19 protein-coding genes and 2 pseudogenes are annotated in these 18,450 nt (G+C 67.6%); 6 read left to right on the top strand and 15 right to left on the bottom strand.

Annotation, left to right across the window (positions count from 1 at the left end; translation table 11 throughout):
* Positions 1-115: 115 nt before the first annotated feature.
* Together MBELCI_RS21640 and MBELCI_RS21635 are read right to left on the bottom strand one after the other, a co-directional pair.
* Positions 116-1,084, bottom strand: coding sequence for a flagellar M-ring protein FliF C-terminal domain-containing protein (locus MBELCI_RS21640; RefSeq protein ID WP_235047616.1), 969 nt, complete (start codon positions 1,082-1,084; stop codon positions 116-118).
* Positions 1,009-1,803, bottom strand: a complete 795-nt coding sequence (locus tag MBELCI_RS21635; RefSeq protein WP_235047615.1) for a hypothetical protein — start codon at positions 1,801-1,803, stop codon at positions 1,009-1,011. Before MBELCI_RS21635 ends, MBELCI_RS21640 begins: the two co-directional genes overlap by 76 nt.
* Positions 1,804-1,946: 143 nt before the next feature.
* Here MBELCI_RS21635 and MBELCI_RS10510 point away from each other — a divergent pair, with 143 nt between their 5' ends.
* Genes MBELCI_RS10510 through MBELCI_RS10495 form a run of 4 tightly spaced genes read left to right on the top strand, consistent with a single transcriptional unit; the run spans position 1,947 to position 4,513 of the window.
* Complete coding sequence (locus tag MBELCI_RS10510; RefSeq protein ID WP_045320008.1) at positions 1,947-2,519, top strand: flagellar basal body-associated FliL family protein; 573 nt, start codon at positions 1,947-1,949, stop codon at positions 2,517-2,519.
* Positions 2,520-2,530: 11 nt separating this feature from the next.
* On the top strand, positions 2,531-3,487 hold the full coding sequence (locus MBELCI_RS10505; protein ID WP_021694179.1) for a flagellar motor switch protein FliM: 957 nt from the start codon (positions 2,531-2,533) through the stop codon (positions 3,485-3,487).
* A complete protein-coding gene (locus tag MBELCI_RS10500) occupies positions 3,471-3,872 on the top strand; it encodes a hypothetical protein (protein WP_021694178.1) in 402 nt (133 codons plus the stop codon). Before MBELCI_RS10505 ends, MBELCI_RS10500 begins: the two co-directional genes overlap by 17 nt.
* Complete coding sequence (locus MBELCI_RS10495; RefSeq protein ID WP_021694177.1) at positions 3,869-4,513, top strand: MotE family protein; 645 nt, start codon at positions 3,869-3,871, stop codon at positions 4,511-4,513. Before MBELCI_RS10500 ends, MBELCI_RS10495 begins: the two co-directional genes overlap by 4 nt.
* 28 nt (positions 4,514-4,541) lie before the next feature.
* Here the strand turns inward: MBELCI_RS10495 and flhB are convergent, their stop codons facing one another.
* The 8 genes from flhB to MBELCI_RS10455 are packed head-to-tail and all read right to left on the bottom strand — an operon-like array spanning position 4,542 to position 10,800.
* The gene (flhB, locus tag MBELCI_RS10490) at positions 4,542-5,663 is read right to left on the bottom strand and encodes a flagellar biosynthesis protein FlhB (RefSeq protein WP_021694176.1); all 1,122 of its coding nucleotides are present in this window, start codon (positions 5,661-5,663) and stop codon (positions 4,542-4,544) included.
* 10 nt (positions 5,664-5,673) lie between these two features.
* Entirely contained in the window at positions 5,674-6,429 is a 756-nt protein-coding gene (locus tag MBELCI_RS10485; RefSeq protein WP_021694175.1) for a flagellar biosynthetic protein FliR, read from the bottom strand.
* Positions 6,430-6,432: 3 nt separating this feature from the next.
* Positions 6,433-8,535: a flagellar biosynthesis protein FlhA gene (gene flhA / locus MBELCI_RS10480; RefSeq protein ID WP_021694174.1), complete on the bottom strand. Its 2,103-nt coding sequence runs from the start codon at positions 8,533-8,535 to the stop codon at positions 6,433-6,435.
* A gap of 7 nt (positions 8,536-8,542) precedes the next feature.
* Positions 8,543-9,349, bottom strand: coding sequence for a lytic transglycosylase domain-containing protein (locus tag MBELCI_RS10475; protein ID WP_021694173.1), 807 nt, complete (start codon positions 9,347-9,349; stop codon positions 8,543-8,545).
* The gene (locus MBELCI_RS10470) at positions 9,346-9,615 is read right to left on the bottom strand and encodes a flagellar biosynthetic protein FliQ (protein WP_021694172.1); all 270 of its coding nucleotides are present in this window, start codon (positions 9,613-9,615) and stop codon (positions 9,346-9,348) included. The genes MBELCI_RS10475 and MBELCI_RS10470 overlap by 4 nt, the downstream gene beginning before the upstream one ends.
* 31 nt (positions 9,616-9,646) lie before the next feature.
* Positions 9,647-9,970: a flagellar hook-basal body complex protein FliE gene (gene fliE / locus MBELCI_RS10465; protein ID WP_021694171.1), complete on the bottom strand. Its 324-nt coding sequence runs from the start codon at positions 9,968-9,970 to the stop codon at positions 9,647-9,649.
* 9 nt (positions 9,971-9,979) lie between these two features.
* Positions 9,980-10,390: a flagellar basal body rod protein FlgC gene (gene flgC / locus MBELCI_RS10460; RefSeq protein WP_021694170.1), complete on the bottom strand. Its 411-nt coding sequence runs from the start codon at positions 10,388-10,390 to the stop codon at positions 9,980-9,982.
* 17 nt (positions 10,391-10,407) lie between these two features.
* Entirely contained in the window at positions 10,408-10,800 is a 393-nt protein-coding gene (locus MBELCI_RS10455; RefSeq protein ID WP_021694169.1) for a flagellar basal body rod protein FlgB, read from the bottom strand.
* 67 nt (positions 10,801-10,867) lie between these two features.
* Between MBELCI_RS10455 and fliI the strand changes: the two genes are divergently transcribed.
* Positions 10,868-12,295, top strand: a complete 1,428-nt coding sequence (gene fliI, locus MBELCI_RS10450; protein WP_021694168.1) for a flagellar protein export ATPase FliI — start codon at positions 10,868-10,870, stop codon at positions 12,293-12,295.
* 51 nt (positions 12,296-12,346) lie between these two features.
* Positions 12,347-13,600 (top strand): Hsp70 family protein, encoded by a 1,254-nt coding sequence (locus tag MBELCI_RS10445; protein WP_021694167.1) that lies wholly within the window; start codon positions 12,347-12,349, stop codon positions 13,598-13,600.
* Positions 13,601-13,705: 105 nt separating this feature from the next.
* On the opposite strand, the gene MBELCI_RS10440 is transcribed toward MBELCI_RS10445, so the two are convergent.
* The 5 genes and pseudogenes from MBELCI_RS10440 to MBELCI_RS10420 form a co-directional block, all read right to left on the bottom strand.
* Complete coding sequence (locus MBELCI_RS10440) at positions 13,706-14,686, bottom strand: branched-chain amino acid ABC transporter permease (protein WP_110546477.1); 981 nt, start codon at positions 14,684-14,686, stop codon at positions 13,706-13,708.
* The gene (locus MBELCI_RS10435; protein ID WP_045320006.1) at positions 14,686-15,573 is read right to left on the bottom strand and encodes a branched-chain amino acid ABC transporter permease; all 888 of its coding nucleotides are present in this window, start codon (positions 15,571-15,573) and stop codon (positions 14,686-14,688) included. Before MBELCI_RS10435 ends, MBELCI_RS10440 begins: the two co-directional genes overlap by 1 nt.
* A gap of 75 nt (positions 15,574-15,648) precedes the next feature.
* Positions 15,649-16,850: pseudogene (locus tag MBELCI_RS10430) on the bottom strand (ABC transporter substrate-binding protein).
* A 46-nt stretch (positions 16,851-16,896) separates the two neighbouring features.
* Positions 16,897-17,621: pseudogene (locus MBELCI_RS10425) on the bottom strand (ABC transporter ATP-binding protein).
* Positions 17,622-17,631: 10 nt separating this feature from the next.
* Positions 17,632-18,381 (bottom strand): ABC transporter ATP-binding protein, encoded by a 750-nt coding sequence (locus tag MBELCI_RS10420; RefSeq protein ID WP_021694163.1) that lies wholly within the window; start codon positions 18,379-18,381, stop codon positions 17,632-17,634.
* Between the last annotated feature and the right edge of the window lie 69 nt (positions 18,382-18,450).

Raw genomic sequence — 18,450 nt, 5'->3', positions numbered from 1 at the left:
CTCGGCCACGGCGGCGCGCAGGTCGTCATCGCTGTGACGGACCTGCTCAACCCGCGCGACGGCGCGACGCTCCTCGGCGATCTCGCGGTCGAAATCCCTGTCGAACAGCACCATCTCAGGCCTCCTCGGCCAGCCAGCCCTGCACGACCTTCAGCGAGGCCTCGGGCTCGTTCTCGACCATCTCTCCGACCGAGACGAGGCTGCGCATGCCGATCTTGCCGTCGACCGAAGCGAGCGAGATCATCTCGTCGCCGTCATAGGTCGCCATCTGCTGCTCGTAGGGAAGCACCGCCTGCTGTGCCGGACCGCGGGCGCCGGGCGCACCGGAGGCATCGCTCATGCCGGGCAGGGCCTGCGGCTGTGTGCCGTCATGGCCGAGCTGGCCGGCCCCGGCCTCGGCCCCCGCGAGCGCCAGTCCGGGCGCGGCCTCGGGCAGCACCCGGCGCAGCATCGGCCGCAGGCCGAAGGCCAGAACCGCCGCCACCAGCGCGAGGGCGAAGGTGCCACGCAGGATCGCGCCGAAGTTCTGCGCGATGGTCTGGCCCAGGGACAGGCCGATCGGCGCGCCGACATCCATCGAGTAATCCATGAAGCGCAGGCTGTCGACGGAGACGAGATCGCCGCGCGCCTCGTCATAGCCCACCGCCGAGCGCACCAGCTGTTCGAGCCGCTGCAGCTCTTCCGCGCTGCGCTCCTCGTAGATCGTCTCGCCATTGTCGGCGACGTTGTAGATGCCGTTGACCAGCACCGCGACCGAGATCCGCTCCACCGCGCCGGGCTCGCGCACGGTTTCGCTCTGGGTCGAGCCGATTTCGTAGTTGACGATCTCGTCAGTGCGGTTGGAGGTCGAGGCGGATTGCTCGCCATTGACGTCGCCGCCCAACTCGGGGGGCAGGTTGTTGCCCACGCCCACCTCTTGCTGCGTGCCGGCGCGGTCCTGGCTTTCTTCCTGCCGGGTCTCGGTCGAGCGCACCACATGCTGATCGGGGTTGAAGCTTTGCTCGCGGATCACCTGCCGCTCTGTCGAGAGGTCGACATTGACCTGCACCCGCGCGTTGCCCGCGCCGACGCGCGCCGTGAGCATTTCGGTGATCGAGCGCTGCATCCGCTCCTGCATCGAGGCGCCCGCCGCCTGCACGCCCGCGTCGCCCTCGGTCTCCTCCGACAGGATCGTCTCGCCGCTGGCCGACAGCACGGTGACGCGCGACGGCGCGAGGTCCGGCACGGCCGAGGCCACGAGCGCGCGGATCGCGAGCCTTGGCGGCGCGAAATCGACGAGGTGGCGCGGCCGCGCACGATGACCGAGGCCGAGGGCTCGGGCCGGGTGCGCGAAAATGCCTCGCGCTCGGGCAGCACGAGGTGGACGCGGGCCGCGTCGATGCCGTCGATGGTCTGGATCGAGCGGGCAAGTTCACCTTCGAGCGCGCGAAGACGGCTGACCTGCTGCATGAAGCTGTTCATGCCGAGACCCGATGACTGGTCGAAGATTTCCCAGCCCGCGCCGCCTTCGCCCGGAAGCCCCTGTTCGGCCAGCGACATCCGCGCGCGGGCCACATCGTCCTGCGGCACGCTGACGATGGTGCCGCCGCCGGACAGCTCCACCGGGACCCCGTCCTGTTCGAGCGCTGCGACGACGCGTCCGGCGGTGGCCAGGGACAGGTCGGAATAGAGCGGCGCGAAGTTCGGCGCGAGGACGAGGTTCAGCCCCACCAGAAGCGCCGTGATCAGCCCCAGACCGGTGGCCCCGAGCGCGATCAGGCGAGGACGGCCCAAGGCCGCGAGATTTTCGATGATGGATTGCACGCAAGGCCTCGCCGCTACGGGTCTTTGTCGTGAAACTATCCGCAATACGGGTCATGGAACAAGTATAGTCATGGATAAGTTCTTGCCTGTTCGGCCCAAACAACACATATTGTCCATGTTCCGACGATCCAGCGGGAACCAGAATGACAGATGTGAATGCGAAGACGATCGGCAAGCAGAGCGGAGCCCGACCGGGTCGGCTGCGGCTGATCCTGCTCGTGCTGCTCTCCGTGCTCGCGCTGGGCGGCGGTCTCGTCGCGGCGGTGGGCCCGGCGCGGATCATGGAACTAGCCGGGCTGGGCGGGGGCGATGAGGCCGGAGCACCCGACGATGCCGAGGCGGAGAAAGTCGACGCGGCGTCCAAGGACGCGCCTTCGCCGCTCGCCACCGACCCGTCGCGCATGGCGATGCCCTTCGAGGAGATCATCGTCAACATCACCGCGACCACGGCTTCGGGCCGCCAGACCAGCCGGTTTCTCAAGCTCGACCTCGCGCTGATCTACGATCAGGCTGCTTCCGACGCCGCCCGGCTGCAGGAGCGGCAGGTCTACATGCGCGACAGCTTTCAGGATTACCTGCGCACCTTGGACGAGCGCGACCTGCGTGGCAGCCTCGGGCTGGCGGATCTCAAATCCGAACTGCTGCGCCGCGCTCGCGCCGTCTCCGGCGGCGAGGCCCCGCGCGAGATCCTCGTCTCCGACATGATCATCCAGTAGGAATGACCGCCATGAACCAGCGCACGCTCAGAGAGCCCGAGGGCGGCCTGTCGGACGGCAGCATCGAGGAGCAGATCATCCAGATGGCCTCGCTCAGCTACGAGCGGCTGCCGCTTCTGGAAGCCATCTTCGACCGCTACGCGCTGGCCTTGGGCAGCGCGTTCAAGAGCTTTGCCGCGATGCCGACCGAAGCGACGCTGACGGCCTTCGATTACCTGCCCTGCGCGCCTGCCCTCGAAGCCATCGGTGGCCCGGCCCTGACGGCGGTGGTGCGGGCCGAGCCTTGGGACGGGCGCATCGGGGTGGCGATCTCACCCGATCTTCTGTTCTCGGTGCTCGAAATCATGCTCGGCGGGCGCGGTGGCGGCGGTCACACTTGGAAGCCGCGCAGCTTTACCGCGATCGAGCGGCGATTCGGCCAACGCCTCGCAGAAATGGTGCTGGGCGAACTCGAGGCCGCTTTCGAGACGGTGGGCGGCGTGAAGCTTAAAGTCGATCACCTCGAAAACAGCCCCACCAACGCGGTTCTGGCCCCACCCAACGCGCCGGCGGTGCGGATCACTTTGAAAGTGAGCCTCGAGGACCGCGGCGGCACCTTGGATTTCGTGATCCCCGACAGCACGCTGGAAACGGTGCGTCCGATGCTCTCGCAGAACTTTCCGGGCGGCGAACTGGGCGGCGACAATGGCTGGCGCAAGGCCTTGGGCCGCTCGATCGAGGGCTCGGAGGCGCGGATCACCGCCGTGCTGCACGAAGTGCGTGTCGGCCTGCGCACGGTTCTCGACTGGGCGCCCGGCGATGTCATTGACCTCGGGGTCGACATGGATCACGAGGCGACCGTATCGTGCAACGGTCGACCGATGTTCCGCGCCGCGATGGGGCGGCGCAAGAACGGGGCGGTGGCGCTGCGCGTGACCGACGATCTGGGCGATCAAGGAAAGGAGCGCGCCGGTGAGCTTGCTGATTGACGCGATGATCCTGGCGATGCTGGCCGGTGTCTTGGGCTATGCCTGGATGGTGGACCGCCGGGTGCGGCTCCTGATGGAGACGCTGCGCGAGCTGCAGCCGATGATCACCGCCTATGCGGCGGCGGTCGACAAATCCGAGGAATCGGTGCGCGATCTGGGCAGCGTGGCGCGCAGCCTCAACGATCCGCCCGTGAAGGCCCCGCTCGCCGCCAGCCGCGATGCGGCCGCGCCCGCGGCCCGTGGCGACAAGCCCGCGACCCGCGGCGGCGACAAGGTCGCCCGCGCGGCCCGCGCCCGCGCGCAGGCCGCCGGGGTCACCCGCGTCACCGGCAAGACCGAGCTGGTGCAGGGCTTTTTCGACAGCGTGCGAGAGCGCGACCAGTGAACGCGCCGCGCCCCTTCCAGATCGTGATCGGCGCCTTGGCGCTGGCCGGTGTCGCCAAAGCGTCGTTGCTGGTCGGCGATCTCGGCGCGCCGCGCCCCGACATCCCCACGCGTCCCGGCCTCTTCGTGAGCGCCGCCAACGCCGCGGCGGGCGATCCCGAACCCGAGCCCGCGACCGCGGCGGTGGCCCCCGCGATCCCCGAAAGCTGCGCCGCCCCCGAGGAGGTGCTCTCGGCCATCGCCACCGAACGCGGGCTCTTGGACGATCAGCGCGCCGCGCTCGATGAGCGCGCCTCCGAAATCGCGCTGGCCGAGGAGACGCTGTCGATCGAGATGGCGCGGCTGTCGGAGCTGCGCGGCGAACTCGAAGGGTTGATGACCAAGATCGACGAGGCCCGCGAGGCCGATGTGGCGCGCCTCGTGGCGCTCTATGTCAACATGAAGCCGCGCGACGCCGCGACGATCATGAACGATCTCGACATCGAGGTCGCGGTGACGGTTCTGGGCGCGATGCCCGAGCGCGACGCTGCGCCGGTTCTGGCCGCGATGAACGTGGTGCGCGCGCAGGCGATCTCGATGATCATCCTCGAGCGTTCCAAGCTGCCGGGCGACCAGCGGCTCAACGGCATCCGGCTCCAGTAAGCTCCCCGGTCCTTCGGCCTTTCGGGCCTCAGTCTTCCTCGCGCAGCGCCGAGCCTTCGGGCGGGGCGCGGCGGATGCGGCGCTTGAGATCCATGATGTAGCCGATGATCTCGGCCACCGCCTGCCAATGCTCGGCCGGAATCGCCTCGTCGACCTCGACCGCCGCGTGCAGCGCGCGGGCCAGCGGCTTGTTCTCGACGATGGTGACGTCGTTCTCGCGCGCGATGCGGCGGATCTGGGCCGCGATGAGATCGGCCCCCTTGGCGACGCAGACCGGCGCGGGATCGAGGCCGGGCGTGTAGCGCAGCGCCACCGCGTAATGCGTCGGGTTGGTGAGCACCACGGTCGCCTGCGGCACCGCCGTGGCGATGCGCTGCTGCGCGCGCTTGCGGCGGATTTGGGCGCGCTTACCCTTGATGTGCGGGTCGCCTTCGCTGTCCTTGTGCTCGTCGCGGATCTCCTTGAGGCTCATCCGCTGCTTGCGGATGTAGTCCATCCGCTTCCAGATGATGTCGATCAGCGCCACCAGGGCGAGAAAGGCCGTCGCCCCTATGAGGATGCGCACCACGGCCCCGCGCGCATGCGGCAGAAGCGTCTCGGGCGCAAAGCCCGGCGTCTCCCAGATGTCCATCACCGAGGAGCGCACCGCCAGCAGGGCGATCACCGTGACCACCCCCACCTTGGCGATGTTCTTACCAAATTCGACGAAGGCGTCGGCCGAGAACATCTTCTTGAAGCCCGATCCGGGGTTGAGCTTGGACAGCTTGGGCTTGATCCGCTCGAGCGCCACCACGGTCTGGCCCTGGATCAGCACCCCGAACAGCGCCGCGAGCACCATTACCAGCACGACGGGAGCCAGCGTCGTCAGCACGGTGCCGACGAGGCTCTGCGCCAGCCCGCTGATGTCGCGCAGCCCGGTGGTGCCCGAGCCGATCTCGATGCTGCCCGCGGAGCCGAGCAGCCCCGACAGATCGCCCGCGAGCCGGGGCAGCAGGCCCGGCAGAAGGTAGAGCGAGATGACGAGCAGCGCGAAGGCGCTCATCATGTTGCCGGTTTCCTTGGAGGAGGGGACGTCGCCCTTTTCGCGCGCCTTGCGTAGCTTGGCTTCGGTCGGCTCCTCGGTCTTGCTGCTCTTGTCTTCGTCGGACACCGCGCCCTCCTTAGAAGCTGAAGCCCGCGAGCCAGTCGGCAAGCGCCTGCATGGTTCCCGATAGCATGGCCGGCCCCGCCGCGACGAGGCCCAGCAGACCGGTCGCGATCAGGATCGGCGCGGCGACGAAGAACACCGGCAGGCTCGGCATCGCGCGGTTTGCCAGCCCCATCCCGAGATTGAGCACCAGCGACAGCACGTAGAAGGGGGCCGCGAGAGAGACCCCGAGATAAAAGCTCTGCGCCACCGCACGCACCATCTGCTGCGCCAGATCGCCGAGCATCAGCCGGCCGGGCGGAAACAGCTCGTAGCTGTCAATCAGCGCGCGGATCATCAGATGGTGCAGCTCGGTCGCGAAGATCAGCGCCACGCCCGCCATCAAGAGCACCCCGGCGATCAGCGTCGATCCCTCGAAGCTGCCGGAGCCGGGGGCGAAGGCGTTGGACAGGCCCGCCACCATGCCGATCTGGTAGCCCGCGAATTGCAGCGCCGAGAACAGGATGCGCGCCGTGGTGCCGATCCAGATCCCGATGGTGATCTCGATCGCGAACATCGACAATAGCACCACGGGCGCGGTCTCGGCCTGTCCGCCGATCGGCACCAGCGGCGCCACCGCCGCGCTGAGCGCGAGGCCGAACAAGAGCCGGTGCCGGGGCGGGATGGTCTGTTCGCCGAAGCCCGGCAGGAACATCAGCGCCGCGCCCAGCCGCGCGAAGACGAGGCCCGCGGCCAGCACCTGCGACACGAGGAACTCGGCAAGGTCCAAGCCCTAGCCGCCGATGGTGGCGACGGTGCGCAGCGCGGCCTTCCGGTGCACCTCGTTATGCGAGATCACCTGCGTCATCGGGCTGACGCGCTCGAGCATGGAGCGCACGAAGGAACGGACCTCGGGGCTGACCATCAGCGCGGGCCATTCGTCCTGCTGGGCAAAACGCTGGATCTCCTTGCGCGCCTCGAGCACGAACTCCTGCACCCGCTGCGGCGACATCAGGAAATTGCGCTCCTCGCCGTTCATCCGCACCGCGCCGTTGAACTCGGTCTCCCACGAGGACGACATGGTGATCACCGGCACGAAGCCCGACGGATCGGTCAGCGCGTGGCAGATCTGGTTCGACAGGCGGCGGCGCACATGTTCGGTGATCAGCGTCACCGACGAGGTGGTGCGCCCGGCCTCGGCGATCGCCTCGACGATCAGTGGCAGGTTGCGGATCGAGATCCGCTCGAGGAGCAGCGCCTGCAGCACGTGCTGCACGAGGATCGTCGGGCTGGTGCCCGAGATTTCGCCGGCAAGCTTCTGATAGGGGCGCGGCAGCCCTTCAATCAGCTCCTGCACCGCGCCATAGGTCAGAAGCTCGGGCATGTGCTGCTTGATGATCTCGGTCAGATGCGTGGTGATGACGCTTTCGGGGTCGACCACGGTGCAGCCCGCGGCCTCGGCCTCGTCGGCGAGGGCCTGATCGACCCAGACCACCTCGAGCCCGAAGGTCGGGTCCTTGGTGCGCTGGCCCGGAAGCTCGATCCCGGCCTCGGCGGGGTTGATCACCATCATGCCGGTGGCGCGGATCTCGGAGGTGGCGGCGGCCACGCCCTGCACGGTGATGGCATAGCTGTCGGAGGCCAGCGACGGGTCGTCCTTGATCCGCACCGAAGGCAGCACGAAGCCGTAGTCACGCGCGAAGAGATGGCGCAGGCTCTTGATCTTGCCGGGCAGGGCGGCGTCGGGCCGGTTGATCAGCGGCACCAGCGCGCCGCCCAGATCAAGCCGCAGGTCGTCGAGCTTGAGCGTCTGCTGAACGTCGTCTTCGGGGTCCTTGGTGGCGGCCTGCGCGCTTTCCACCGCCTGCACCGCCTCGCGTTCGAGCCGGGCCTTGGCCTCGCGATCCATGACATATCCCAAGCCCGCCATCATCGCCGCGAGGATCGCGAAGACGGGCAGGGGAAAGCCCGGCAGCAGGCCGATGCCGCACAGAAGCCCCGCCGCCATGTAGAGCGCCTTGGGAAACTTGCCGAGCTGGGCCAGCACCGCCTCGTTGGCCGCGCCCTCGGTGCCGCCCTTGGTGACGATGAGACCGGCGGCGAGAGAGACGATGAGCGCGGGGATCTGGCTCACCAGACCGTCGCCGATGGTCAGGGTGGTATAGACGTTGGCTGCCTCGCCGATCGGCAGCCCGTGCTGGACCACGCCGATCAGGATGCCGCCGACGATGTTGATCATGGTGATGATCAGGCCCGCCACGGCGTCGCCGCGCACGAATTTCGACGCGCCGTCCATCGCCCCGAAGAAACCGCTCTCGTCTTCGAGCTCCTTGCGGCGTTTCTTGGCCACGTCCTCGTCGATCAGCCCCGCGCCGAGATCGGCGTCGATCGCCATCTGCTTGCCCGGCATCGCGTCGAGCGAGAACCGCGCCGCCACTTCGGCGATCCGGGTCGAGCCCTTGGAGATGACGATGAAGTTGATCACCACGAGGATCGCGAAGATCACGATGCCGATCACGAAGCTGCCCGCGACGATGAAGCGTGAAAACCCTTCGATCACGCCGCCCGCAGCACCGGGCCCGGTATGGCCCTGGCTCAGGATCAGCCGGGTCGAGGCGACGTTGAGCGACAGGCGCAGCATGGTCACGACGAGGAGCAGCGTCGGAAAGCTGTTGAAATCGAGCGGGCGCGGGATCCACAGCGCCACCATCAGGATCAGCGCCGAGAGCGCCAGCGACACCGCAAGACCGAGGTCGAGCAGCACCGAGGGCAGCGGCACGAAGAGCACGGCGAGAACCGCCGTGACGCCGAGCGCGAAGCCCACGTCACGGTTGGCAAGACCCATGGTGACGAACGCCGATGGGCCTTTGGGCTTGGGAGCGGGGGTCGGGCTCATGCGCGCCTCACGAGGAAGGGGTGGCGATGGACATCACCGGTCTGAGCGGCGCGTCGCTGTAGATGCCGAAGCGCGCGCCGCCGCCTTGCGCGCCGCCTGCCGACCAACCCCGCCGCATCGACCCTGCGCCCGGTTGGCGGGGGGCGGGCGCCAGCACCGGTGCGCCGGACGCGCCGGGCGCGGCGATGTCGCGAAACCCGGCGATCCGCTCGTTGGCGATCTCGACGTTGCGACGCAGCGCCGCGAGATAGACCCCTTGGGCCTCTGGCGTGCGCGAATGATAGGCGCCCGCCGCTGCTGTCCAGTCGCCGAACTCCTCGAACAATCCGCGCAGGAAACGCGCGGCGTATTCGACGTTCTGCGCCGGATCGAAGCCTTGACCCGCATCGGCAAAGGCGTCCGGATGCCAACGCAGGTTGATCTGCATGCAGCCCACATCGATGCTTTCGATCCCGGCTGCGCGCCGCTCGGCAATCCAGCCCAGCGCCGCGTCGCGGCTGTCGAACAGCCGGCCTTCTCCGGCCGCGTTGACCGCCCATGGCCAGATCGTGAGATGGCCGCCGCGCGTCACCCCCGCCTCCTGAATGCCGATCGCCAGAAGCAGGTTGCCGGGAATGCGGTGGCGCAGCTGCGCGCGCAGGATCTCGGCCACGCAGACGCCGCGTTCGAGCGGTGCGCCGCGCGCATCGGCCCCCGCGACGGCGCTCGACGCCGCGAGCGATCCGCTGCCGCGATAGAAATCGCCCCAGCCGGCAAGGCCGGGCCGGGGCACCAGCGCCGCGACGAGCGAGAGGGCCAGCGCGAGCCGTCTCATGCGCCGCCGCTCGCGATCAGGTCGAACACCCGGTCCGACAGCCGCGTCAGCGTTGCGTAGATGAAGGGGGTGGCGGCGAGCAGGCCGAGAAAGATCGCCGCGATCTTGGGCACGAAGGTCAGCGTCATCTCCTGAATCTGCGTCAGCGCCTGAAAAAAGGCGATGACGAGGCCGACGCCCAGCGCCAGCGCGAGGATCGGGCCCGAGCCGATCAGCACGGTGAGGATCGTGTCCGATAGGATGTCGTAGGTGTCGCTCTCGTTCATCGCCGCCCCCGCGTCCCCGTCGGCGCCGCGATCAGATCGGCATCCGCATGATTTCCTGATACGCCTCGATGACCTTGTCGCGCATCGAGACCATCATCTTCACGGTGCTCTCCAGCTCCAGGGTCGCTTCGACGACGCGCTGGGTGCCGACCTCGCCGGTCAAGCCCTTCTGCGCGACCGCCTCGGCCTCCCGGATGGTCTGGACCGTGTTCGTGGTGGCGTCGCGCAGCATGTCGGAAAAGCTCTCGCCCTTGCCGGTCGCGTCCGCCGCGCCGGGCAGACCCGACAGCTCCTGCGAGGAGCGGTAGGCGCCGCGGACGTTGGAAGTGGAGAGGATCGACGAAAACTCGGTCATCGGTCAGCCTTATCTGAGAAGGTCGAGCATCTGGGTGCGCATGTCGCGCCCCGCCTCGAACATGTTCATGTTCGCCTCGTAGCTGCGCGACGCCTCGCGCATGTTGCTCATTTCGAGGATCGGGTTCACGTTGGGCATCTTGACCATGCCCTTGGCGTCCGCTGCCGGATGCGCGGGGTCGTGCACTAGCGCGAAGGGGGTCTTGTCGCGGCCGATCTCTTCGACCTTGACCATGGAGGCGCCCATCTCGCGGTCGACCAGCTCCTCGAAGGCGAGGGTCTTGCGGCGATAGGCGTCGGCGCCCGGCGTATTGCCGGTCGAGTCGGCGTTGGCGACGTTCTCGGACACGACCTTGAGGCGTTCGCCCTGCGCCCGCATGCCGCTGGCGGCGATGGCGCTGATCGAGGAAAGCGGGTCCATGGCGGTCTCCTATGCGCTCAGCGCTGGCCGGTGACGGAAAGGGTGAGCAGATCGTGGCCCTTGCGGTAGAGCTGCGCCGCGAGGCGGTAGCTTTCGCTGACCTCGGCGGCCTTCACGGTCTGCTGTTCGAGCACGACGGTATTGCCGTCGATCGAACGCTCCCACGCGGCGGCGTCGGTCATCACCCGCGGTCCGCCATGGCCGCCGCTGCCGGTGGCGATATGCCGGGCGTTGGTTGTGGTCATGCCCGATTGCGTGCCCGCCAGCACCGAATCGAACCCCGCCACCTCCTTGGCCAGAAAGTCGGGCGTGTTGGCGTTGGCGACGTTCTCGGAGATCACCTTCTGCCGCGCCGCGAGCCAATCGAGGCGTTTCGAGGCAAGAGCAAAGAAGGACATGCTATCGAGCATTTGCGTTTCCTTTCCAGTCGAGCATGGATAGCATGTATAAATCGGCATGACTACCGGGGTGAGTTCCATGCAAACCGCATTTTCGGACCTGACGTCGCAACTGCGCAACGCTCCGGAGGCACGCGTCACCGGCGAGGTGCGCGCGGTGCTGGGCCTGTCGCTCACGGTAAGCGGGCTGGAGCGCGCGGTCGGCATCGGCGGGCGCTGCACGGTGCATGGCGCGCGCGGCCCGGTGCTGGGCGAGGTGGTGGGCATCGATGCGCGCGGCACGCATCTTCTGCCCTTCGGCTCATGGGCCGGGGTGGTGGTGGGTGACAAGGTCGAGAGCAGCCCGCGCGGCGATCTCGTGCGCCCCGATGCGGGCTGGATCGGCCGCGTGGTCAACGCGCTGGGCGATCCGCTCGACGGGCGTGGGCCACTGATGGAGGGCGACGCGCCGCGCATGGTGCGCGCCGGCCCCCCCGCCGCCTTCGCGCGGCGCCGGGTCGGCGCGCGGCTCGACACCGGCATCAAGACGCTCGACGTCTTCGTGCCACTGTGCCGGGGCCAGCGCATGGGCGTTTTCGCGGGCTCGGGCGTCGGCAAATCGACCCTGATGGCGATGCTGGCGCGCGGCGCGCAGGCCGACGTGATCGTCGTCGGCCTCGTCGGCGAGCGCGGCCGCGAGGTGCAGGATTTCATCCAGGAGGATCTCGGCGCGCAGGGCATGGCGCGCTCGGTCATGATTGTCTCCACCGGCGACGAACCGCCGCTCATGCGCCGTCAGGCGGCCTGGACCGCCACGGCGGTGGCCGAGCATTTCCGCAATCAGGGCCTGCAGGTGCTGCTGCTTCTGGACAGCGTCACCCGTTTCGCCATGGCACAGCGCGAGATCGGCCTCGCGGCGGGCGAGCCGCCGACCGCCAAGGGCTACCCGCCCACGGTCTTCGCCGAGCTGCCGCAGCTTCTCGAACGCTCGGGCCCCGGCGCCGAGGGGCAGGGCGACATCACCGGGCTCTACACGGTTCTGGTCGATGGCGACGACATGAACGAACCGGTGGCCGACGCGGTGCGCGGCGTGCTCGACGGTCATGTCGTGCTCGACCGCGCCATCGCCGAGCAGGGCCGCTTTCCGGCCGTCAACATTCAGAAAAGCATTTCGCGGATGCTGCCCGCCTGCCATTCGCCCGCCGAATACGCGGTGCTGCAGGCGGCAAGGCGCAGCCTCGCGCGGCATGCCGACATGGAGGAGCTGATCCGCATCGGCGCCTACAAGGTCGGCTCGGACGAAGAGGTCGATGCCGCGATCCGCTTCGCCGGTCCCGCCGACAGCTTCCTGAGCCAGCGCAAGGGCGAGGCGATGATCGCCGACGAGAGCTTTGCCGAGATCTACCGTATGCTGAGCGAGGCGGGGATCAACGTGGCGCTGCCCAAGTCGCCCGCCCCGCCCGCGCCGCTCAGCGCGTGGGGCAGACACCCGCCTGAGGGGCTTTCGCCGCCGCGCATGGGGGGCTAGACGGGTCCGCTCGAACCGGTCCGGCGGGGCCGCTCTTTGCGGAGACATCTCATGACCCCTACGGCCTGCGGCATCGATTTCGGCACCTCCAATTCCACCTTGGGTTTGGGCGACGCGCAGGGCGCGCGGCTCGTCGCCGTGGAAGGGGAGGAGACCACAATCCCCAGCGCCGTGTTCTGGGAGGTGGACGATCCCGCTCCGATCTTCGGGCGCGCCGCGATTTCGGCCTATGCGTCGGGCAAGGAGGGGCGGCTGCTGCGTGGGTTGAAAAGCACGCTGGGCTCGTCGCTCATCACCGAGCGCACCGCCATCGGCCGCCGCTCGGTGAGCTTCGTGGAGATCTTGGGCCATTACTTCGGCCACCTGCGCGCCCGGCTCGATGCCGTGGCGCCGGGGGTGGAGCGGGCTGTGCTGGGCCGCCCCGTGCATTTCGTCGATGACGACGCGGAGGGGGACCGCGCCGCGCAAGGCGCGCTTGAAGAAATCGCGCGGGGGGCCGGGTTCACCGAAATCGGCTTTCAATACGAGCCCATCGCGGCGGCGCTGCATTACGAGAGCGGTATTTCTGCCGAAGAGCTGGTGCTGATCGTCGATATCGGCGGCGGCACCTCGGACTTCTCGGTGGTGCGTGTCGGCCCCGAACGCGTCACGCGCGCAGACCGCGCCGGTGACATCCTCGCCAATGACGGCATCCGCGTCGGCGGCACCGATCTCGACCGATTGCTGAGCCTTGCCGCCGCGATGCCGCATCTGGGGCTCGGGAGCCCGATCCGCGGCGGCAAGGGCGACATGCCGCGCCACTACTACGTCGATTTCGCCACGTGGCACCGCATCAACCGCCTTTATGCCGCGCGGGCGCTGTCGGACCTCAAGGCGCTCTTGCGGGAAGCCGACGCGCCCGAGCGGGTGGGCCGCATGGTCCGCGCGGTCGAGGATCGGCGCGGTCACGCGTTGGCGATGGCGGTCGAGGGGGTGAAGGTGGCGCTATCGGACGATGAGGCCACGCGGCTCGAACTCAAACCGCTGGTCGGCGGGCCGAACCCCGTCGTGACGCGCGAGCTGTTCGAGGAGGCGGTGGCAGCACCCTTGGAGCGGATCGGTGCGCGGATCGGGACGGTTCTGGCGCAGGCCGGGATCGGCCCCGATGCGATCGGCACGGTGTTCATGACCGGCGGGTCGTCGCGCCTGCCCGCGCTGCGCACGCTGGTGGCCGCGCATCTGCCGGCGGCGCGGATCGCCACGGGCGACATGCTCGGCTCGGTCGGCACCGGCCTTGCGCTGGAGGCCGGTCGGCGCTTCGCCTGAAAGCCGCTTCACCCTCCAAATACTCAGATCCGCCCGGTCGCTCGCCGCCAAGCGAAAGGCCCGGGCGATCCACCCGGGCCTTTGCCTGTCTGCCTGACATGCGGTTCAGAGCGGCCGCTTGATCCATCTCGAGATCACGCCGACGATGCCTTCGCGGAACAGCAGCACGCCGAGCACGAAGATCACGCCCTGGATCACCGTGACCCATGCCCCCATCGAGGCGAGGTAGTTCTGCATGGTCACCACGATGGTCGCACCGAGGAGCGGGCCGAACACCGTGCCGACCCCGCCCAGAAGCGTCATCAGCACCACTTCGCCCGACATCGACCAATGCACATCCGTGAGCGAGGCGAGCTGGAACACCTGGCTCTTGGTGGCACCCGCGAGCCCCGCGAAGGCGGCCGAGAGCACGAAGACCATGAGCTTGTAGCGGTTGACCCGGTAGCCCAGCGAGATCGCGCGCGGCTCGTTCTCGCGGATCGCCTTGAGGACCTGCCCGAAGGGCGAATGCACGATGCGGTAGAGAAACAGGATGCCGCCGAAGGTCACGGCGAGCACGAGGTAGTAGAGTGCCTCGTTGCTGTCGACCGGGAAGATCCCGAAGAGCGAGCCGCGCGGCACCGACTGGATGCCATCCTCGCCGCCGGTGAAGTCGGCCTGCAGCGCGAAGAAGTAGAACATCTGCGCGAAGGCCAGCGTGACCATGGCAAAGTAGATCCCCTGCCGCCGGATCGCCAGCGAACCGATCAGCAGCCCCAGCAGCGCGGCGGCCAGCGTGCCGACGAGGATCGAAGTCTCGGGCGTCCAGCCCCAGACCTTGGAGGCATGCGCCGCGACGTAGGAGGCCCCGCCGAAATAGGCCGCATGGCCGAAGGACAGGAGCCCGCCGAAGCCCAGAAGCAGGTTGAAGGCGGCGGCAAAGAGCGCGAAGCACATCACCTTCATCGCGAAGACCGGGTAGACCAGCAGCGGCAGCACCGCGAGCAGCACAAAGAGCACGGCAAAGATCGCCATGTGCAGCTTGGGCATCCCGGCGGTGGCCGGACGCCGTTCGTTCGGGGCGGGTTGGATGTCGCTCACGCTCATCAGTTGTTCCTCCCGAACAGGCCTTCGGGCTTGATCATCAGCACGATGGCCATGATCACGAAGATGACGACGGCCGAACCGGCGGGATAGAACACCTTGGTCAGCCCCTCGATCACGCCAAGGCCGAAGCCGGTGACGATCGCCCCCATGATCGAGCCCATGCCGCCGATCACGACGACCGCGAAGACCACGATGATCAGGTCGGCGCCCATGTTCGGGTTGACCGAGTAGATCGGCGCCGCGAGCACGCCCGCAAAGCCCGCAAGAGCCACGCCGAAGCCGTAGGTCAGCATGATCATCAGCGGCACGTTGATGCCGAAGGCCCCCACGAGGGTCGGGTTCTCGGTTGCCGCGCGCAGATACGCGCCGAGCCGGGTCTTCTCGATCACGAACCACGTGCCGAAGCAGACGATGACCGAGGCCACCACGACCCAGCCGCGATAGTTCGGCAGGAACATGAAGCCGAGGTTCTGACCGCCCGAAAGCTGGTCGGGGATGGAGTAGGGCAGGCCCGAGATGCCATAATAATTGCGAAACAGCCCTTGGATGATCAACGCCACGCCGAAGGTCAGCAACAGGCCGTAGAGGTGGTCGAGGTGATACAGCCGCCGCAGCGCCAGCTTTTCGAGGATGATGCCAGTCGCGCCCACGATCACGGGGACGAGGATCAGCGCCCACCAGTAGTTGATGCCCAGATATTCGAGCAGCATCCATGCGACGAAGGCGCCGAGCATGTACTGCGCGCCATGGCTGAAATTGATGATGTTGAGGAGGCCGAAGATCACCGCGAGGCCGAGGGACAGGACGGCGTAGAACGAGCCGTTGATCAGCCCGAGCAGCAACTGCCCCATCAGAACCTGCGGCGGAATGCCTAGGAGGTCGAACATGCCTGTCCCGTTCTTGTCAGTTGGCCCCCGAAGGGGCGGGGGTGGGCGCGCCGCGACAGGCGCGCCCGATCAGGATCAGCTTTCGTTGACGAAGGCGCAGCCCGAACCTTCCATCGGCAGGAAGGCTTCCTCACCGGGGATGGTCGAAACGAGGTTGTAGAGATCCCACTCGCCGGTCGACTCGTCGGGCGTCTTGACCTCGTAGAGGTGCATGTCGTGGATCACCCGGCCATCCTCGCGCACGTAACCCTTGCCGAAGAGCGGATCGTCGAACTCGTTGGCCTTCATCCACTCGGCGACCACGTCGCCATCGGTCGAGCCGGTGGCCTCGACGCCTGCGAGATAATGCATGGTGCCCGAATAGACCCCGGCGTGAACCATGGTGGGCTTGGAGCCGAACTCCTCTTCGAAGCGGGCCGACCATTCGCGGGTCTGGTCATCGTGATCCCAATAGAACGCCTCGGTCAGCACGAGCCTTGCGCGGTCTCGGCACCGAGCGCATGCACGTCGGTGATGAACATCAGCAATGCCGCGAGTGACTGACCCGACTGGGTGACGCCGAACTCGGCTGCCTGCTTGATGGCGTTGACCGTATCGCCGCCGGCATTGGCAAGGCCGATCACGTCGGCGCCAGAGGCCTGCGCCTGCAGCAGAAAGGACGAAAAGTCGGTCGCCGGGAAGGGGTGGCGCACCGAGCCCACGACCTCGCCGCCCGATTCCTCGACGATCTTCATCGTCTCTTCCTCAAGCGAGTGGCCGAAAGCGTAGTCGGCGGTCAGGAAGAACCACTTCTTGTCGCCGCGCTCGGTCACGGCACCGCCGGTGCCCTTGGCAAGTGCGGCGGTGTCGTAGGTCCAATGGATCGTGGTCGGCTGGCACTGCTCGCCGGTCAGGGCGGTCGAGCCCGCGCCGCTGTCGATCAGGATCTTGTTGGCCTGCGCGGTGATGTCGGCCACGGCCAGCGCGGTCGAGGAGGTCGGCACATCGAGGATCGCATCGACGCCATCCTGATCATACCATTGGCGCGCGATGTTCGAGGCGATGTCGGGCTTGTTCTGGTGGTCGGCCGAGATCACCTCGACGTCGAGCCCCTTGGACTCCGCATCGAAATCGGCGACCGCCATGCGCGCCGCGACGACCGAGCCTTCGCCGGAAAGGTCGGCGTAGACGCCCGAGCGGTCGTTCAGCACGCCGAGCGTCACCTCGATGTTGTCTTGCGCCATCGCGGGCAGGCCAAAGGACGCGAGCGTCAGAGCGCCAATTACAGTTTTCTTCATGTTTTCCTCCCAGTGGACGGCGCTTTTCATGCGCCTTGCAAAGCTTTCAGACGCCCAGATAGGCGTGCAGCTTGTCGATGTTGGCGTCGAGTTCGGCGTTGGGGATCATGTCCACCACGCGGCCCTGATCGACGACGTAATGGCGATCGGCGACCGAGGCCGCGAAGCGGAAGTTCTGTTCCACCAGCACGATGGTGAAGCCCTCCTGCTTGAGCTGCCGGATCGTCGCGCCGATCTGCTGGACGATCACCGGGGCGAGGCCCTCGGTCGGCTCGTCGAGCAGCAGAAGCTTGGCACCGGTGCGCAGGATGCGGGCGATGGCGAGCATCTGCTGCTCGCCGCCCGACAGCTTGGTGCCTTGGCTGCGCTTGCGCTCCAGAAGGTTCGGGAACAACTCGTAGATCCGCTCGACCGAGAGACCGCCATCGGCGATCTTGGGCGGCAGCATCAGGTTTTCCTCGACATTGAGCGAGGAGAAGATGCCGCGCTCCTCGGGGCACAGCGCGATGCCGAGTTTGGCGATGTGGCGCGGCTCGAGCTTGATCGTTTCGGTGCCGCGCATCGTCACCGAGCCGCTGCGCTTGGACAGGATGCCCATAACGGCAAGCAGCGTCGAGGTCTTGCCCGCGCCGTTGCGGCCCAGAAGCGTGACAACCTCGCCCTCGCGCACCTCGAAGTCGATACCGTGCAGCACGTGGCTTTCGCCGTACCAGCCTGAAGGCCCTCGACCTTGAGGAGCGCCGCGCCGGTGGCGGCGGGGCGGTGGGTCATCGTGGCGGCGTCAGTCATGTCCGGCTCCGATATAGGCGTCGATCACGTCGGGGGATTTCGACACGGCGGCGTAATCGCCCTCGGCAAGGATCTCGCCACGGGCCAAAACCGTAATCTTGTCAGAGAGATCCGCGACGACCTTGAGATTGTGCTCGACCATCAGGATGGTGCGGTTCGCGGCGATCCGCTTGATCAGCTGCGAAGTGCGTTCCACGTCCTCCTGACCCATGCCGGCCATCGGTTCGTCGAGCAGAAGCATCTGCGGATCGAGGGCCAGCGTCGTGGCGATCTCGAGGGCGCGCTTGCGGCCATAGGACAGCTCGCCCGCACGATTGTCGGTGAACTCCGAAAGGCCGACCGCGTCGATATGCTCGCGCGCCTCGTCGTCGAATTGGGTCAATCCGCGCTCCGAGCGCCAGAAGTCGTAGCTGTCGCCACGCTTGCGCTGCAGCGCCACGCGCACGTTCTGCAGGACGCTGAGATCGGGAAACACCGCCGAGATCTGGAAGCTGCGGACCATGCCCAGCCGGGCGATGTCGGCGGGGGCCATCTTGGTGATGTCGCGCCCGTCATAGGTGATCGTGCCGCGCGTCGGCTGCAGGAACTTGGTCAGCAGGTTGAAGCAGGTGGTCTTGCCCGCGCCGTTGGGCCCGATCAGCGCATGGATCGAGCCGCGTTCGACGGTGAGATCGACCTTGTTGACGGCGACGAAGCCCTTGAATTCCTTGGTCAGCCCTTCGGCCTTCAGAACGGCGTCCATCAACGACCGCCCCGCGGTCGCGGCACGGCGAACGTGATCATCGTCACGGCCTTCCTCCCAGTATCCTCC

Source organism: Limimaricola cinnabarinus LL-001 (assembly GCF_000466965.1).
GTDB classification, from domain to species: domain Bacteria; phylum Pseudomonadota; class Alphaproteobacteria; order Rhodobacterales; family Rhodobacteraceae; genus Limimaricola; species Limimaricola cinnabarinus.
Note: the sequence above shows the minus strand (reverse complement) of the source record. Positions and strands in the feature narration are given on the sequence as shown.

Bases quoted from the DNA above. Each gene is read 5' to 3' on its own strand.
- MBELCI_RS21640 (WP_235047616.1), bottom strand. From the start codon at position 1,084: ATGCTCACGGCGCGCGTCGGCGCGGGCAACGCGCGGGTGCAGGTCAAT.
- MBELCI_RS10510 (WP_045320008.1), top strand. From the start codon at position 1,947: ATGACAGATGTGAATGCGAAGACGATCGGCAAGCAGAGCGGAGCCCGA.
- MBELCI_RS10505 (WP_021694179.1), top strand. From the start codon at position 2,531: ATGAACCAGCGCACGCTCAGAGAGCCCGAGGGCGGCCTGTCGGACGGC.
- flhA (WP_021694174.1), bottom strand. From the start codon at position 8,535: ATGAGCCCGACCCCCGCTCCCAAGCCCAAAGGCCCATCGGCGTTCGTC.
- MBELCI_RS10475 (WP_021694173.1), bottom strand. From the start codon at position 9,349: ATGAGACGGCTCGCGCTGGCCCTCTCGCTCGTCGCGGCGCTGGTGCCC.
- MBELCI_RS10470 (WP_021694172.1), bottom strand. From the start codon at position 9,615: ATGAACGAGAGCGACACCTACGACATCCTATCGGACACGATCCTCACC.
- fliE (WP_021694171.1), bottom strand. From the start codon at position 9,970: ATGACCGAGTTTTCGTCGATCCTCTCCACTTCCAACGTCCGCGGCGCC.
- flgC (WP_021694170.1), bottom strand. From the start codon at position 10,390: ATGGACCCGCTTTCCTCGATCAGCGCCATCGCCGCCAGCGGCATGCGG.
- MBELCI_RS10455 (WP_021694169.1), bottom strand. From the start codon at position 10,800: ATGCTCGATAGCATGTCCTTCTTTGCTCTTGCCTCGAAACGCCTCGAT.
- fliI (WP_021694168.1), top strand. From the start codon at position 10,868: ATGCAAACCGCATTTTCGGACCTGACGTCGCAACTGCGCAACGCTCCG.
- MBELCI_RS10445 (WP_021694167.1), top strand. From the start codon at position 12,347: ATGACCCCTACGGCCTGCGGCATCGATTTCGGCACCTCCAATTCCACC.
- MBELCI_RS10440 (WP_110546477.1), bottom strand. From the start codon at position 14,686: ATGAGCGTGAGCGACATCCAACCCGCCCCGAACGAACGGCGTCCGGCC.
- MBELCI_RS10435 (WP_045320006.1), bottom strand. From the start codon at position 15,573: ATGTTCGACCTCCTAGGCATTCCGCCGCAGGTTCTGATGGGGCAGTTG.
- MBELCI_RS10420 (WP_021694163.1), bottom strand. From the start codon at position 18,381: ATGGACGCCGTTCTGAAGGCCGAAGGGCTGACCAAGGAATTCAAGGGC.